Genomic DNA, 14,561 nt, shown 5'->3' with positions numbered 1-14,561 from the left:
AGCAGCGGCGCGGCTCACCTTTCGTCTGCGGGCCCCCGGCCTGGGCGCGTCCGCGCGATGCCGTCGGGCGCGGATCGCGAATAATGGGAATCCTGTTTCCATGGTTGATTGTCGCCAACTCACTGCAGCTTCTTTCGCCGCGCTTCTGACATCGTCGACCGCTTTCGCAAGCGCCGACTTGGCCAAAAGCAAGAACTGCGTCGCCTGCCATCATGTCGAACGGAAGATGATCGGTCCGTCCTACAAGGCCATGGCTGGGCGCTATGGCAACGATAAATCCGCGATCAAGCTCTTGAGCGAAAAGATCGTGAAGGGCGGCGGCGGCGTTTGGGGTCCGATGCCGATGCCCCCTCAACCGAGCGTTTCGCCAGAGGAGGCCGAAGCTCTGGTGAAGTGGATTCTGTCCCACCAATAATGGCCCGGCGGCGCACGCGCCAGGTGTCACATTGATGAGCTCGCCCTGGCCTGAGACGGAAGAGGCTATTTGCTTTTCATGAGAAGGCCCTGGCACGACTGCCTATGAAGAAAACGCTGACGGCTTGGGCGGCACGAAGAAGCGGGACATCAAGCGCGGCGCGAAGGCGTCAGCAACCGATGTCCGTTTTGGGTCAACAGCGGACACTCGCGGAATCTCCATTATGAAATTGATTTCTAGATCACCAATCCTCAGTAAACTTCCATCCTCCAGCCCAAAAAGCGAAGCGCTAGCAAACGAATCGCGTTTAAGTGCCCTTGGATCGAGAGAATATGCGTAATACTTATAGTTTTGCACATTGATAGTGAGGTTTGATGCTCGTGTTGAGATAAGTGCCTTTTGAATCCGCCTGCATGAATTCCTGATGCCTCCAGTCCTCAACCGCGTGATACACGTACGTTTCTCCTGATTTCAGAAACCGTACATGAAGCGCCAACGTCGTGGTGTCGTAGCCGATCGCTTCGATATTTGATGAATCGACAAAAATCATTTCAGGCATTTTTCACTTACCCTTCTTCGCCTTGATTATCTTCGATCTGAGCCGACGTGGACTGTCCGCGCCAATTTGCGAGCGCCTGCGTATAGAGATCTCCGTCAGGACGATCCGCCACTTGCCACACGTCCGGCAGTTTCGGATCATTCCCCATGGGCTTCTGCTCCGCTTTGCGCACCCTTACACGTGAGGGAATCGGCATCACTTCGCCGAGGAAAACCCCCTCACCTGTTCGCAGAGAAGGCAACTGGTCGACAAGACCACCGAGGTCATCGGGAACGGCAGCGGAGACCTTGGCGCGGTCTGCAGAATTGGTAAGGCGGAGCGCGATCATGGATCCGCACTGGCTTAGAATAGTGCTATCGATTTCGGACGGGCGCTGTGTAACGAGCATCAGACCGGTCCCGTATTTTCGTCCCTCCTTAGCCATCATGGACAAGGTGCGATGAGCAGGCGTGTCCACGCCTTCAGGGACAAACCGGTGGGCCTCATCGAGCACCACAAGAAGCGGTTGCTGGCGCCCACCGATTGGCAGATCCTGCGCCCAAAAAAGCATGTCGTAGACGATCCGGAGCATCGTGCCGACGATGGTGGGAAGCACCTCGGATGGCAGACCAGAGACATCGAATATCGTTATGGGCTTGTTGTGCCCTACCCAGTCTCTGACCAGAGTATTGAGATCGTTCTCGACCTCGCCGTCCAGATCGGGCTCGTAACCACCGCCCGGCGAGAAAAGGAAAGAGAAGCGTGCGTCCTTCAGACGGCTGCGCATAAGATCCAGTTGCCGCTCAAGGTTCCGTTTTTTCTGGTTCTTGTAAGGTGCCTGATTATATGGACTCGCCGCCGGGTACCGATCCGATCGGAGTAAGGTTGCGTCGCCAACTTGCTCCGGAGGATGGGCGTTGGCGTCTGTTTGAGGTGCACTAACGGGAAAGGTCAGCCTTTCGAATTTATCAAGTTCGTACCATAGCTTCTTGATGCTAAACGGCACCGGCGAGTCCGCCGTCAGCGTTTCAGGTGGCGGTGGCACGGTGAGATGCTGGGCTGCTGCCACCTTCATATCCAGCACCTCGTCACGAATTGATGCCTCATGATTAGGTTGGAGTCCGCCCAGTGTGAGTTGCTGAAGCTCAACGAAAGGCAGTGCCCAGAATGGCACCCATAGATGCCTTTCGCCGGCGGACTCATTCGGCCGAATGCGAAATACACGCGCGCGATCACCGAGGGCACTTGCGTATTCACCGTGGGGGTCAATCACAATGGCGCGCGCGTTGGGCAGGCTGCCGTCCGAAACTGTTTCCAGAAGAACCGTAACGAGATTGGATTTTCCAGCGCCAGTTGAACCGACAATGGCGCTATGGCGGCTGACAAAACCGGCAACGCTGATATCGGCCGATATTCCCGTCGCCCCTGCGATCCGCCCTACAGAAATTGTCCCTTTTTTGCCCTTCGCCCAGCCATAGATGATCTTGAGGTCATCATTAGTTACCAAATGCACTTCATCCCCGACTGTCGGGTACTGACCAACACCACGCTCAAAATCGCCGCCGAGGGCCTCGCCGAACAGCACGATAGTCATCCAGCGATAACCGGAGAGATGAAGCTGCATGTCATCTTCGAGCGCGGCACCAAAGCTCCGCTCCACGCTGCCAGGTGGCGCCGCGTCGGCACCAATCTGCGTGCACACGGCGTAAAGATTAGTGTAACCCAAGGGCAGGCGAAAAAATCCGCCGATTTGCCCGACGCGATATGACTCCCCGCCGATCATGACAAGAGTAGACGGCATGTCTTCGCGCAGGCGTACGCGAATGACGGCTCCCGTAACCGACGCAACTTGGCCAATGTATGTGGGGTCGGCAAGCGGCACGAAGATTCAACTCGCCATTGCTTCGAGGAAATGACAAAAGCAGGCGAAGTCACCAATCTTCATCAGACCCGACCTCGGTTTTGCAGTTTCGCCAACGGTAGTTGGTGCCTCTTTGAGTTCAAAAACACCATCCATGAACGAAGGACTTTCGGTCGGCGACCATTTTGCACGACGCCCGCCTATAACACCGGTCTTTGGACCAACCATGATCAAATTTGACCGCTGACAGGCGCGTTTAATCAGCACCGTTTCTTCCGCAAGTTCATCAAATTGCAAGGCGTAGACATGGGTGCGCGGTCTGTTTTCCAGCGCCCCGAAAATCACGTTGTTGATGTGCTCGTCTCCGAAGCTAAATCCCGCCACAACTAAGAGCGCATCATCTTGTTCAAGAAACCGCGTCAAACGGTCAGTGAAGGCCGCATAGGGCTGCTGCCGCGATTCATCGTATTTCTGGAAAGAAGGCAGAATCATTTCGCCGGCAGGGTCCGGCTCGCCCCGGACGACACGAATTCGCCCGTCTTGTTCGATGCGCCGCCACGTGACCGAACCGTGCATCTTCCACAGGCGAGTCCAGTTTGATCCTGGCGCCGTCTCGGCTCTACGCAAGCTATCTGGATGGAAAAATGGCCGATAACTTCCGACAAAACCGTCGAAGACGGGAACGCGCTCTGCCTCAAGAGCGTCCTCAATGAGCACGTCATAGTTCACAGTGAAAATCTCTACGCAAGTCCGCCGCGACGTTTTTGCAAGCCACCGTGCAAACTTTCGATGCGGAAAGTCTGAGGAAAGACCTGATAGGTCGGGCGTGACTAGCCGCGCGATAGTCTTACGCAGGCACTCCTCAAGTATCTTAATCTCGTCCGCCTTAAGACCTGACAACGTGTCGTTCTTGCCGACGGCGTTGAGCATCATCCTCAACCGAGAGAGCACATTCTCGACGTGAGCATCCTGTTTTTCGTCATTGCACTGTGCTTCAATCAAGGACCAAGCCGTCGCATATTTCTCACCAAGATCACCCGCATCCTTCTTGCATGCTGCGGTCAAGCCAGGCACGGCGGGTATCAGCGGTTTCGCCTCGCCGCCACCGCTGGAAGGCACAGTGACCGAGCATGAAGTGCCCGCGCCAAAAAAGAATGCTATTGGCTTATCGTGTCGCGCCAGATGGTCTCTCAGATCGGTAAGCGTTTTTTGCGCATCGTGTGACTGCTGCTCTCCGCTCACGCTGCGCCCCCCGTTATAACCGGCGGTTTTTCGAGGGGATCCCGCAGGAGGGGTGTCGCGCGGCAGTAGCCCTCATTGTGATCCAAAATTCTTTGCCGGATCATCGCATTCAGCCGCATTGGCGTAGAGGTCCACACTCATGCGATAGGGGCAGCTCACCAGATCGTGGAGCATCGCGGCGGTTACGGGCGTCGTCATGGGAGTCAGCAGATTGAATGCCGCTTGTTAGCGCCCTTACGACACAAGGAAAGAAGGCCTGCCGTAAGCAATAACTGCCCATTTCGTCCTCGCAGTGACACGATCTTGCCCGTCACAGCACAACCTTGGGCCGCGCCGTCGGCGAATCACTACGTATTGTCGCCATCAAAGTGCAATGCGCCAGTAAATTCTTACCAAAGCACTGTCATCCTATGAGGGCTTGGGCAGAGTTAGCCCTCTTCAGGATACGGAGAATTCATGGAAACGCTAATTGAACGGTACCCACTTGAGCCGAAAGTGGACAACACAATGGGTGCAATTGGGTTCATCTGTAGAGAACTGGAATCCAAATATCCTCGCCAAGGTTCGGCGGCTATTTCGCTTCTCCGGAAGAGATTCCAACCGTAGTTCGCGCAGGCCTCTGTAGGCTATTGATTTTGCAGCACCCAGAGCCTCAGTACTTCCCCAACAAGTTCAAAGGTTGAGAGAATATGGCTCTTTCGGAGAATGAATTTGGGCGATGCGCCTGCTTCGGAGTGCTGAGGTGTCGCTAAAAATGCCGCCGTTCTGCGTTCCCTTAGAGCAGGCTCAGAGAGCAGAGAATAAGATCTATCGGGTACTGGCGGGGGGAGAGCGTCCGCAATCCAACATTCTCTTATCTCCTGAAATCCAACGGAATTCAGAAATCGGTATCCCGGCGCCCTCAGGAACCCAGGATCGGTAAGACTAAGGTGGCGCGCAGGCCTCCTTTCGGCCGATTGCTGAGTGTCAGACTTCCGCCGTGGACCTGTACGATCGATTGAGCAATGGCGAGACCAAGTCCGGCGCCTCCGGTGTCCCGACTGCGAGAGCCTTCCACACGATAAAACGGTTGGGTGACGCGTTCGATCTCGTCTTCGGGAATTCCCGGACCGTCGTCGTCGATGATGATTTCGACCGAGTTTGCCATCGCGTGCAACGACAGATGCGCGCGCTTGCCGTATTTGACAGCGTTGTCTATCAGATTGGTGAGCGCACGCTTGAGGGCCGCCGGTTGGCACGTGATCAGCATGGGTCCGGCCGGCGCCAGTACCACATCGAGCCCGGCATCGGCCATGTCATCGACAAGACTCTGTACCAGCGCGCTGATATCGGTGGAGCGGCGCGGCTCCACAGCAGCCTCCTCACGTGCAAAGTTCAGCGTTGCGCCAACCATCGTATCCATACCCTTGATGGTCGCGAGCATCTTGTCGCGTTCGTCAACGCTCTCGACATTCTCCGCCCGCAGCCGCAACAGCGTCAACGGCGTACGTAAATCGTGCGACAAGGCAGCCAACATGTTGGTACGGTTCTCGATCAAGGCACGAAGCCGTGCCTGCATGTCGTTGAAGGCCTGCGCTGCCTGACGCATCTCGATCGTCCCGTTTTCCGGCAAGGGCGGAGCGTTCACATCGGTACCGAGTTTCTGGGCGGCGCGTGCGATGGTCCCAAGCGGTGCGGTCAGGCGGCGTGCGGCCCAGATAGAGATCGCGATGATGAACACGGCCATCACCAGCATCGACGTCAGGAACTGGCGGGAAAATCCTGTGCGGGCCACCGGCAGATTGGTTGCGAAAGCCAGCCATTGCCCATCCGCAAGCGGCACGGCGACCTGCAGTCCGAGCGGCTGGAAGAGACCATACATCATGGCCCCATGCCCCATGCCGTGCCCGCGACCGAAGCCCCAGCCGAACGGCGGCTCCAGATTTTCGGACGCGAGAACGATGGGTTGGCGGGAAGGGGTGAGCTTGAGTTGTTGAGTGAGATAGTTGCGGATCGCTTCGACCACCGGTCCTGGATCGGAAGCCGGAGCAATGGTCGGCTTCTGAGTCAGCGTCACCTGCAAGCTTTGATCACTAAGGCCGGCGACAAGCCGCCGCCGCCATTCTGCAGGAACGTCGTCGACGAGGCGCGCCGCATTGGCGATCCGTTGCGCAGTCGCTAGCCCGCCGACGGCCCGGACTGCACTTTCGCGATCAAGCGAATAGATCCACGAGCCGAGCGCGTGCGACACGACCAGCCCTGCCAGCAGCAGCAGCAGGGTCTGTCCGAACAGGCTTTGTGGCAGAAAACGATTCATTCCTGGCTCACTGCCGCAGTGAAGCTGTAGCCTCCGCCCCACACCGTCTTGATGATCTTCGGATCGGCCGGGTCGCGCTCGATTTTCTTGCGCAGGCGGCTGACCTGAGTATCGATGCTCCGGTCGAAGGTCGACGCCGCCCGTCCGCGGGCGAGATCCAGCAGTTGATCGCGGTTGAGCACACGCTGTGGCCGTTCAACGAAGGCCATCAAGAGATCGTATTCGCCGGTGCTGAGCGGCACGGTCACGCCGTCATCGCGCAGCAATTCACGCGCACCGATATCCAAGCGCCAGCGGTCGAACCGGTAATGTACCGGCTTTTCGGCTTTCGGTTGATCGTGGCGATGTCCCCGCCTCAGCACCGCTCGAATACGCGCGATCAGCTCGCGGCTGCCGAATGGCTTGGGCAGATAATCGTCGGCGCCCATTTCCAGGCCGACGACGCGGTCGATCTCGTCGCCTTTAGCCGTCAGCATGATGATCGGAATATCGGATTGCGCGCGCAAGGAGCGGCAGAGCGACAGCCCGTCTTCCCCGGGCATCATGAGATCGAGCAGGATGAGATCGATGCGGCTGTCGGCCAGCGTTTTTCGCATGGCGCGGCCATCGGCGGCGGCGCTGACGCGGAAGCCTTCCTTGCTGAGCGCGCGGGAGACCAGGTCACGAATCTCGTGATGGTCGTCGACGATCAGGATATGCGGCGCCGCAGTCATGGCGTGATTATAGGGATGCGCGCAGGTTAATTCGCGGAAATGTTGTTACCGGATGTGACGGCTCTTGCCGACGACACACTTTGTCACACAATTCGACTGTCCTGAAAAACTCCGGCGATGCCTGCTCCCCATCGTCTGCACATGCAATGGACTCCTCTGTTGCTCAGCTATTGGAGACAGACATGAAGAAGCTTCTGCTGATTGGCGGCATCGCGACAGCCGCTGTGCTCGGCGGCGGATGGGCCTTGGCACAGACATCCGGTCACGGCCCTGGCGCTTTCGGTCCGGCCGGAATGCACGGCCAGATGGGTCCGGGCATACATGGCCAGATGGGTCAGGGTATGCACGGCCAGATGGGACCTGGCATGCGGGGGCAGATGGGCCGCGGTATGCATGGCAGTCCTGGTCTGACGCAATTCGATCCGGCGCAGCTCGATACGCTGAAGACCGAGCTTGGCATCACGACCGCACAGGAGCCAGCCTGGACCAAATACACCACGGCACTTCAGGACGCAGCTACCACGATGAAGACGACCCGCGAGGGCGTCGATCCTGATGCTGTCAGCAAGATGAGCCCGCAGGACCGCTTTGCGTTCGTGAGCAAGATCCGGGAGCAAGGACAGAAGCAATTCGAGACCGTGAAGACGGCTGCGAACGAGCTTCTAGCCACTCTGGACGACTCTCAAAAAGCCAAAGCGCAAGACACTCTTCCGGGCCTTGCATTCGGACCCGGAATGCGCGGCGCCATGAGCGGTCCGCAACACCGGCACTAACGGTCATTTCCTCCTCCGGGCGCCGCCAACGCCCGGAGGGAGACCGCGGCAATTGCCGCGCGCCCGACAACCACACAAATCAATGGGTCGTCTCATGTCCAACAGGAATTTGTTCACACGGCGCCAGGCGTTGATGCTATCGAGCACGGCGGCGGCCAGTCTGGCCCTTGGCGGCCTGCCAGGATGGGCGTTCGGTGCGTCGGCGACCGCACCATCGCTGCCGATCCCGACCTTGATCGAAGCGCGCAACAGCGAACAGGTCACGCTCACGCTACAGAAGACGCGGCACCGGTTCGGCGCAGGTGCGGCGGTGGCCGCGACCGGCATCTCGTCGAGCTATCTCGGCCCGGTCGTGCGCGTGCGTTCGGGTGAAACTGTTCCGTTCCGTGCCGAAAATCGCCTCGACGAGGAGACCACACTTCACTGGCATGGCTTGTTGATTCCATCTCACGTGGACGGTGGCCCTCACAACACGATCAAGCCGGGCGGCGTGTGGACGCCGGAGCTTCCGGTCAAGCAGCCTCCCGCCACGACCTGGTTTCACCCGCACCCGCATGGCAACACCGCACGTCAGGTCTATGGCGGGCTTGCCGGAATGATGATCGTGAGCGACGGCGAAGATCGCGAGCGCGGCTTGCCGCAGACCTATGGTGTCGACGATATCCCGATCGTGCTTCAGGACAAGCGGTTCGGCCGCAATGGCGAACTCGTCTATCAGCCCACGATGATGGATCTGATGCATGGATTTCGGGGCGACACGTTGCTTGTCAACGGAGCCATAAATCCCGTCGCCAATATACCCGCAGGCTTTGTGCGGCTGCGTCTGCTGAACGCTGCCAACGCCCGCAACTTCGATCTTCGGTTCTCCGACCGGCGGCCGTTTTTCGTCGTGGCCAGTGATGCCGGTTATCTTCCTGAGCCGGTGGAGGTGCGGCGGCTGGTGATCGCTCCCGCCGAACGCTACGAAATCCTTGTGAATGTCACAGACGGCCGCCCGGTCGATCTGGTCACGGCGCCCGATACGCTGGGAGGAATGGGCCCCGGCATGATGATGCAGATGGGCCGTTTATCCAGCTCCGCTGCGGAGACGCAAACCCTGATGCGGCTCAAGCCCGATCCTCTGTTGCCGGCGAAGGTCACCCGGCTTCCTCGAACCCTGACCACGCTTGCATCCCCCGACATCCCGTCGGTGGTGCAATGGCGCACCTTCGTGCTCAACCCGATGCAGGGAATGAACACGGCGGCGATGGGGGGAATGAGCGCTTCCGGGGGCGCAACGGATCAAAGCGGCGATCACGATCACGCCGCAGCGGCGCAGATGATGAGCATCAATGGCCGTCCGTTCTCGATGGGCCGCGTCGACGTGACAACGAAGCTCGGAACATCCGAAATTTGGGAAATCGTCTCCGCCGCAATGGCGCATCCCTTCCACATGCACGGCGCGAGCTTCCGGATCCTGAGCAACAACGGCCGCAAGCCCCGTGCCGAACAATCCGGCTGGAAGGACGTCATCCTGGTGGAGGACCAGGCGGAAATTCTTGTGCGCTTCGATAGTCCGGCGCCGCCGAAAATGCCGTTCATGTATCACTGCCACATCCTCGAGCATGAAGATCATGGGATGATGGGGCAATTCGCGGTGGTGTGATTCAATACAACGAGCACAGTCGACAGATAGAACTAGCCCAGCCAATGACCTTCAGATAGGTAAAATCGGTTTGCCAGAGCTGGTTCGGCGCTGTGGTCTTGTCCTTGAACTCATCAGCAGCCTTCGTCACAATGAAGGCCGGGCTGGCGATCAGGTCATGCGCCTTGAGCAACCGATAAACTGATGATTCCGAGACAAAATAGCTCTTCACATCGGTGAACCGGGTCGCCAATTCCCGTGGCGATAAATCTGGCGCCAATTGCACGAGATCTCACGGATTGCGTCGGGAACTTGTTCTAGACCCGGTTTGGCCTTGATGGTCTGTCCTCCAGCTTCAGGTCCGCCAGTTTGATAACAAGCGTACCAGCAATAAAATCGGGATGGCAGAATGCCCAGCTTTTCCAGCGTGCGACGCACCGGCAGATGCGACTGCTCGACCAGGCGGATGATCTCGAGCTTCTCGGGTGCAGGATATCTCATGCCTCGTCGCCCCCATCCGCGATCATGCTTTTTTGGGCAGTCGAAGCTCGACGCCTGCTCGGCGACGACTTCCTTCAACTCCTGCGCCTGTCGCCGCAGGTCCTTGACGTCGCCACGGGTCGCAGCTTGCGCGGTATCGCCAGCCAGCCGCCGCTTGCCGGCTTTCAGGAATTCCTTCGATCAGCTGTAATAAAGGCTACCCGACCCCTTCACGACGGCAGAGTTCCGCGATCGAATGATCGCCGCAAAGACCGTCCAGAACGATGCGAATCTTTTCTTCGGCTGAATAGTGCTTGCTGGTCGCCCGGCGGATGTCTTTCACGATCCGCTCGGACGACGTCTCCAACTGCCCGGATTTCTGTCTCATCTCCACTCCTCAAGTGTTACGATGAGCCAGAGCCTCCATTCAATCACCACATAATCTGTCGCAAGTTATCTGATGCCGGACAATGTAAATCTTATCGGTGACGGAATATCCTAATACAGCTACGTTGGGGACTCCGCTGAGAAGTAGCTTCAAGGCCTTCTCTCCGGCCTGTCTGGCTTCACTCGCGGTTTCAAAATAAACGTCGGAATGTCCAATCGGAGTACGGCGTCCGGCTCGATAGATTTCCCATCGCCAGGGCCTCGGCAGCCGAGCCTTATTCTTCACGACGACGGAAAAGTCGGTGTGCTGAAGCATCTGTATTCCTAGCCGGAGAAGAGCTTTCAAGAACAGCAATTCTGAAATAAAGATTCGATTGCTACTTGTGGATTATTTTTTGATGGCCATCTCTTAAAAGTAGAAAAACATACCAAAACTTACTGAAGCGATTTTCTCGAAAGGAAATACTATGTCCAATCAACAGCAGGGTGGTTCGAATGAAGCCCCCAAGACCGTCACTCCGAATGAAGCCAAGCCTGCCCCTCAGCAAAACCAAGGCGATGGCAAGCCTGACACCGCGAAGCCGCAGCAGAAATAACGCTGCCCGTCTGGGTACGCGATAGGGAGGCCGGCTTTGCCGGCCTTTTTCGTAACGGAGGAAAGACATGAATGAACGGGAAAATGTCAACTTCAGTTGGCATGCTGAAGTGGGCGATAGAGAAATGCGTGGGATGGCCGCAAACGCAGTTGAGCGCGATTCAAGACAACAGAGTGCCGTCTATCTCATGAAGCGCGATCCACAAGCGGGAACGCTGAAGAAAAAATAGGGATCGCGAGGCTCCGATCGATCACGCTGAGACGATGGCACAGCGTTCGAGCCGCCCGGTCGCAGTGATGCGTGCCCGGTTTTCCTATGCGAATTCCCTATGTTGGGGACTTCCGAAGACGGGGAGTAAAAGCAAATTGGATATTCAAATCTCTTGCCCGACCTTTGATTGCTTTTTTGCTGATCTCGTTCGCCAATTGCCTCAAGGCGGTGTTGCCATCAAGCTCCCATGTCGTTCTACGACAACGCCGATTGGTCATGGGTAACGGCTATCTGACGGTAGAGAATGCCGGAAGCGTATTCATGCAAGATGCGCCGAAGATTTTGCGATCAGCCGGCGCAATTTTATCAATGCGACAGAATTGTTTTGATTGAATGCCTGTCCAGGTGGCAATGCTTTGATCTCATCCTGCAGCTGCATCAGCAAAAACTGATGTTTTATGGCTGCAGTCGACGGAAGCTTTAGTTTTCGTCCGAAGCGATGCGTGTCCATAGAGGTCTCCCATGGTGATGAGCGGTATTATTGACATATGTGTATTCGGTAGATGGATTGATAGCCGGTCTACTAACTCGCACAGGTTTATTTTGTAGATATGAAGACGGGGAGTTGAATGGTTCGGGCGTTCGTTGAAAGCCGTCGAACCCAGCGTGCGTTACCAAGACGATGCCGACCTTGGATAAAGACCGCAGCGCTCCTTGTGAATTACTTTTGGATCGCCATGTTATTCTTTCTGCAGAGTCTCACCAAAGCTTACTGAAAACGATTTTTTTGAAAGGAAATGCTATGTCCATTCAAGAGCAGAAGAACGAGCAAAAGCAGCAGGCCGGACAGCCAACCGAAAAGGCCGCTCCGGAGCAGCAGACGCAGCAAGACAAGCAGGCAAAGGACCAGGGCGGAAACGCATCGCCGCAGAATCAGAAATAGCGCTGGGAGCTTTGCTCTCTAGTGAATGACGGGAAGCTCGGCCGCAGCAGCGCGTGCCGGGCTTTTCTTATTTCAGTTCGTTGATGGCTTGCTGTTTCGCCATGCCGGCCCGACCTCACCCTTTTTAGGTCCGCCAGAGCGATTTGCCGCCCAAGTGCGTCGCCACGAGGCGAAAGGACCGGTGATGACAGGTGGCGCATTCGAACGCTTCGGTGTTCACGGTCATTCCCGCCGAGCTGGCGCTGAATGACATGAGCGCTATCGCCATATTTCGCGCAGACGATAGGTGCGACCATCCGATCCTGCCGATTTCAAAGAGTTGTTTGAGACCATAATGCCTTCCGATGTCTAAGGCGGGAGCACTCAGTCACCGACGCTTATCAGGTCGCTGCCGGATATGCGGTACTGATGCCCGTTTGGCGTCAAGGAGTCCAGCGTGCGGAGCAATATGTCCTGACACTAATCGTGGGTTGCCGGAGAAGTGAGAGGACTTCTTAGTCGGTGTTTGGAGACGATCCCGCATTAGGTGGGATTGAACTATTTGTGCTTTCGAACGCGCAGCGTGATGGCTTACCGGCCCGGAAACCAGGAGACCGTTCTCGGGCGGGTTCCCCGAGGCAGGATGAGGCGCTTCAGAGGGGATTTGGGTGTGGAAATTCGAGTTTGCGCGGCGTGGAAAGGTGAATTTGCGCGCTACAGGAGGCGCTGATTAGACTGGCGGATTATTCGGCTGGCCTCAACTTTCTTACTCGAGGAATACGCCACCTCTCCTGCTTCCATTCGATTTGACGGCTGCGGGTGTCTTGTGACTGTGCTTTCCGGATTCCGCCCGAAGTGGGCCGAGGTCGCTCGTACTTCCAGGGATTGTCCGTCATGGTGGCGCAGATTGGGTCTGCTCTTAGACGCGCCGCCAAGCAGTCTTGATGCCGCACATCACATGAACGCGATCCTTGGCTCCCAATGCGGACATCGACGCACATGTCTCGACTGTGAAGTTTTGTATCAACTATTGCTTTTGCTAAGCAACCAACGATAAGAGCCATTTCCAATAAACTGGCCCGGGGCCCTTCGGGGTGCCGGGCCTTTTCCTTTTGGTGGTTCCTTGATGGCTGTGCAGCACGGGCCCGGCAGTGACATCTGATGCAAAATCACGGCGAGCGGAGTCTAGGTTGCCATGTTGTGTCTCGGGTGGTGTGCATACCTCAACGCCCGCTTCCAGAGGCAGTTGATGTCGTTCGACATATCTTTATTCATCGGATTGCGGTCATTAATTCCCCGAGCTCAACTGATTGCCATTCGCGCCACAAATCTTGCGGCTCTACATGTGGTGTGCCCCACGACTGCCCGATTGCAATTGCTGGCCACTAAATACAACCCTCGCATTTCTCTCATCCCATCCCCATGTAATTTGAATGAAGATCATTCTATGACCATCTTGCGCTTTGGACGAAAATTGAGGCTGCCTTCGACGCGCGCAATCAAGTACGAGCTTTTGATGATGATGTTACGGGACGAGATGCTGTCTTCTCACACCGGCAAGCCCTTTATCGCATCAAAATCGTACGCAATAGCAAAGCTGAGACAGCTTGCTGGCTCAGCCTCGGTTTAAGTAATTTGATGCAGCACGTCACTGGAAGAGGGAAGGTTTTCAGAGGAGGCTTCAATGAAGCCCTACACAAAGCCGTATACAGGTGCGCAATATCGTAGCTCGATTTATCTGACACTTTCGATCACTTTCATAATCGCGATACTTATGGCTGTCCCATACGTCTTTGACGCCTTTTAAGTACCTTCGGCGATACAGGCTGGAACGATTCAGTTCATCAATAAATGTCGATTTCGGTAGAGGAATTTTACATGGTCGATCAGATCGCCAAAAATCGTGCGGACGTCCATTTTAAGGTTAGGGAGCGGCAAAAGGTCGATACGCCTTTGGCTCGAATGGAATACGAGGCGGCGGGCGTTGCACTTCGTGAAAATACTGCCCGTTTACGCGCTCTTCGGTTAGCGCGCGACGCCAATAGGTCGTGCGAAAAGACCCGATTAAGAAACAACGAGACTCGACGGTCAGAGCTATTTCGCCCGCGCACAGGGCAGAAGGGAAATCAGCAATGACGTATATTAAAGCGTGGTTGATCCCATGGGAGCCCGGCCAAATTGGCATTGGCTATACCAATGAAGTCGGTCAAACCGGAACACGTGAGCTCCGACAAAGGGATCCAGACTTTGTTGAGTTTTGTGAACTGCTTGGACCGTTCGACCAGATTAGGATGACGCGGCACTTGAACAAAGTAATAGCATTCAAGCCGCCACGTTGAATGTGTCCTAGGAAGGAAGTCGAAGTTCCGGACTGCTAGAGCGCTAATGGCTGAAGAACCGATCATGCTGAAGAGAAGATTGAGTGCATAGGCTCATAAACGGAGGCTCCGATGTCCAGACAGGCTGACGATTACCGCGATCGCGCTGATGATGCGCGAGCCCGC

13 protein-coding genes and 1 pseudogene are annotated in these 14,561 nt (G+C 56.5%); 7 read left to right on the top strand and 7 right to left on the bottom strand.

Features of this window, described 5'->3' with window-relative positions:
- Positions 1–100: 100 nt before the first annotated feature.
- The gene (locus CAK95_RS03595) at positions 101–415 is read left to right on the top strand and encodes a c-type cytochrome (RefSeq protein WP_086086655.1); all 315 of its coding nucleotides are present in this window, start codon (positions 101–103) and stop codon (positions 413–415) included.
- A gap of 343 nt (positions 416–758) precedes the next feature.
- Here the strand turns inward: CAK95_RS03595 and CAK95_RS03590 are convergent, their stop codons facing one another.
- The 5 genes from CAK95_RS03590 to CAK95_RS03570 form a co-directional block, all read right to left on the bottom strand.
- Positions 759–974, bottom strand: coding sequence for a KTSC domain-containing protein (locus tag CAK95_RS03590; RefSeq protein WP_086086653.1), 216 nt, complete (start codon positions 972–974; stop codon positions 759–761).
- Positions 975–981: 7 nt separating this feature from the next.
- Positions 982–2,835, bottom strand: a complete 1,854-nt coding sequence (locus tag CAK95_RS03585; RefSeq protein WP_198343802.1) for an ATP-binding protein — start codon at positions 2,833–2,835, stop codon at positions 982–984.
- A gap of 6 nt (positions 2,836–2,841) precedes the next feature.
- A complete protein-coding gene (locus CAK95_RS03580; protein ID WP_198343801.1) occupies positions 2,842–4,056 on the bottom strand; it encodes an SIR2 family protein in 1,215 nt (404 codons plus the stop codon).
- A gap of 901 nt (positions 4,057–4,957) precedes the next feature.
- Positions 4,958–6,352, bottom strand: a complete 1,395-nt coding sequence (locus CAK95_RS03575; protein WP_198343800.1) for an ATP-binding protein — start codon at positions 6,350–6,352, stop codon at positions 4,958–4,960.
- Complete coding sequence (locus tag CAK95_RS03570; protein ID WP_086086649.1) at positions 6,349–7,065, bottom strand: response regulator; 717 nt, start codon at positions 7,063–7,065, stop codon at positions 6,349–6,351. The genes CAK95_RS03575 and CAK95_RS03570 overlap by 4 nt, the downstream gene beginning before the upstream one ends.
- A 182-nt stretch (positions 7,066–7,247) precedes the next feature.
- Here CAK95_RS03570 and CAK95_RS03565 point away from each other — a divergent pair, with 182 nt between their 5' ends.
- Together CAK95_RS03565 and cueO are read left to right on the top strand one after the other, a co-directional pair.
- Positions 7,248–7,838 carry a Spy/CpxP family protein refolding chaperone gene (locus CAK95_RS03565; RefSeq protein WP_157699526.1) on the top strand — a complete coding sequence of 197 codons (591 nt, stop codon included), beginning with the start codon at positions 7,248–7,250 and terminating at the stop codon, positions 7,836–7,838.
- A 94-nt stretch (positions 7,839–7,932) separates the two neighbouring features.
- Complete coding sequence (gene cueO, locus CAK95_RS03560; protein ID WP_086091162.1) at positions 7,933–9,483, top strand: multicopper oxidase CueO; 1,551 nt, start codon at positions 7,933–7,935, stop codon at positions 9,481–9,483.
- An 11-nt stretch (positions 9,484–9,494) separates the two neighbouring features.
- Here cueO and CAK95_RS03555 read toward each other — a convergent pair.
- Positions 9,495–10,330, bottom strand: a pseudogene (locus CAK95_RS03555) (helix-turn-helix domain-containing protein); the annotation flags it as partial.
- Between the two features lie 466 nt (positions 10,331–10,796).
- Here CAK95_RS03555 and CAK95_RS30145 point away from each other — a divergent pair.
- Complete coding sequence (locus tag CAK95_RS30145; protein WP_280949844.1) at positions 10,797–10,925, top strand: hypothetical protein; 129 nt, start codon at positions 10,797–10,799, stop codon at positions 10,923–10,925.
- A gap of 67 nt (positions 10,926–10,992) precedes the next feature.
- Positions 10,993–11,154 carry a hypothetical protein gene (locus CAK95_RS29015; RefSeq protein WP_157699525.1) on the top strand — a complete coding sequence of 54 codons (162 nt, stop codon included), beginning with the start codon at positions 10,993–10,995 and terminating at the stop codon, positions 11,152–11,154.
- 300 nt (positions 11,155–11,454) lie between these two features.
- Here CAK95_RS29015 and CAK95_RS03550 read toward each other — a convergent pair whose 3' ends face one another.
- Positions 11,455–11,646 (bottom strand): hypothetical protein, encoded by a 192-nt coding sequence (locus CAK95_RS03550; RefSeq protein ID WP_086086645.1) that lies wholly within the window; start codon positions 11,644–11,646, stop codon positions 11,455–11,457.
- Positions 11,647–11,826: 180 nt separating this feature from the next.
- Between CAK95_RS03550 and CAK95_RS29010 the strand changes: the two genes are divergently transcribed.
- Positions 11,827–12,078, top strand: coding sequence for a hypothetical protein (locus CAK95_RS29010; protein ID WP_157699524.1), 252 nt, complete (start codon positions 11,827–11,829; stop codon positions 12,076–12,078).
- Positions 12,079–13,935: 1,857 nt separating this feature from the next.
- Positions 13,936–14,193 (top strand): hypothetical protein, encoded by a 258-nt coding sequence (locus tag CAK95_RS29820; protein WP_245303611.1) that lies wholly within the window; start codon positions 13,936–13,938, stop codon positions 14,191–14,193.
- Positions 14,194–14,561: the final 368 nt, after the last annotated feature.

The organism is Pseudorhodoplanes sinuspersici (assembly GCF_002119765.1).
Classification (GTDB): domain Bacteria; phylum Pseudomonadota; class Alphaproteobacteria; order Rhizobiales; family Xanthobacteraceae; genus Pseudorhodoplanes; species Pseudorhodoplanes sinuspersici.
The sequence above is the reverse complement of the archived record's forward strand: the minus strand, read 5'-3'. Positions and strand labels throughout refer to the sequence as shown.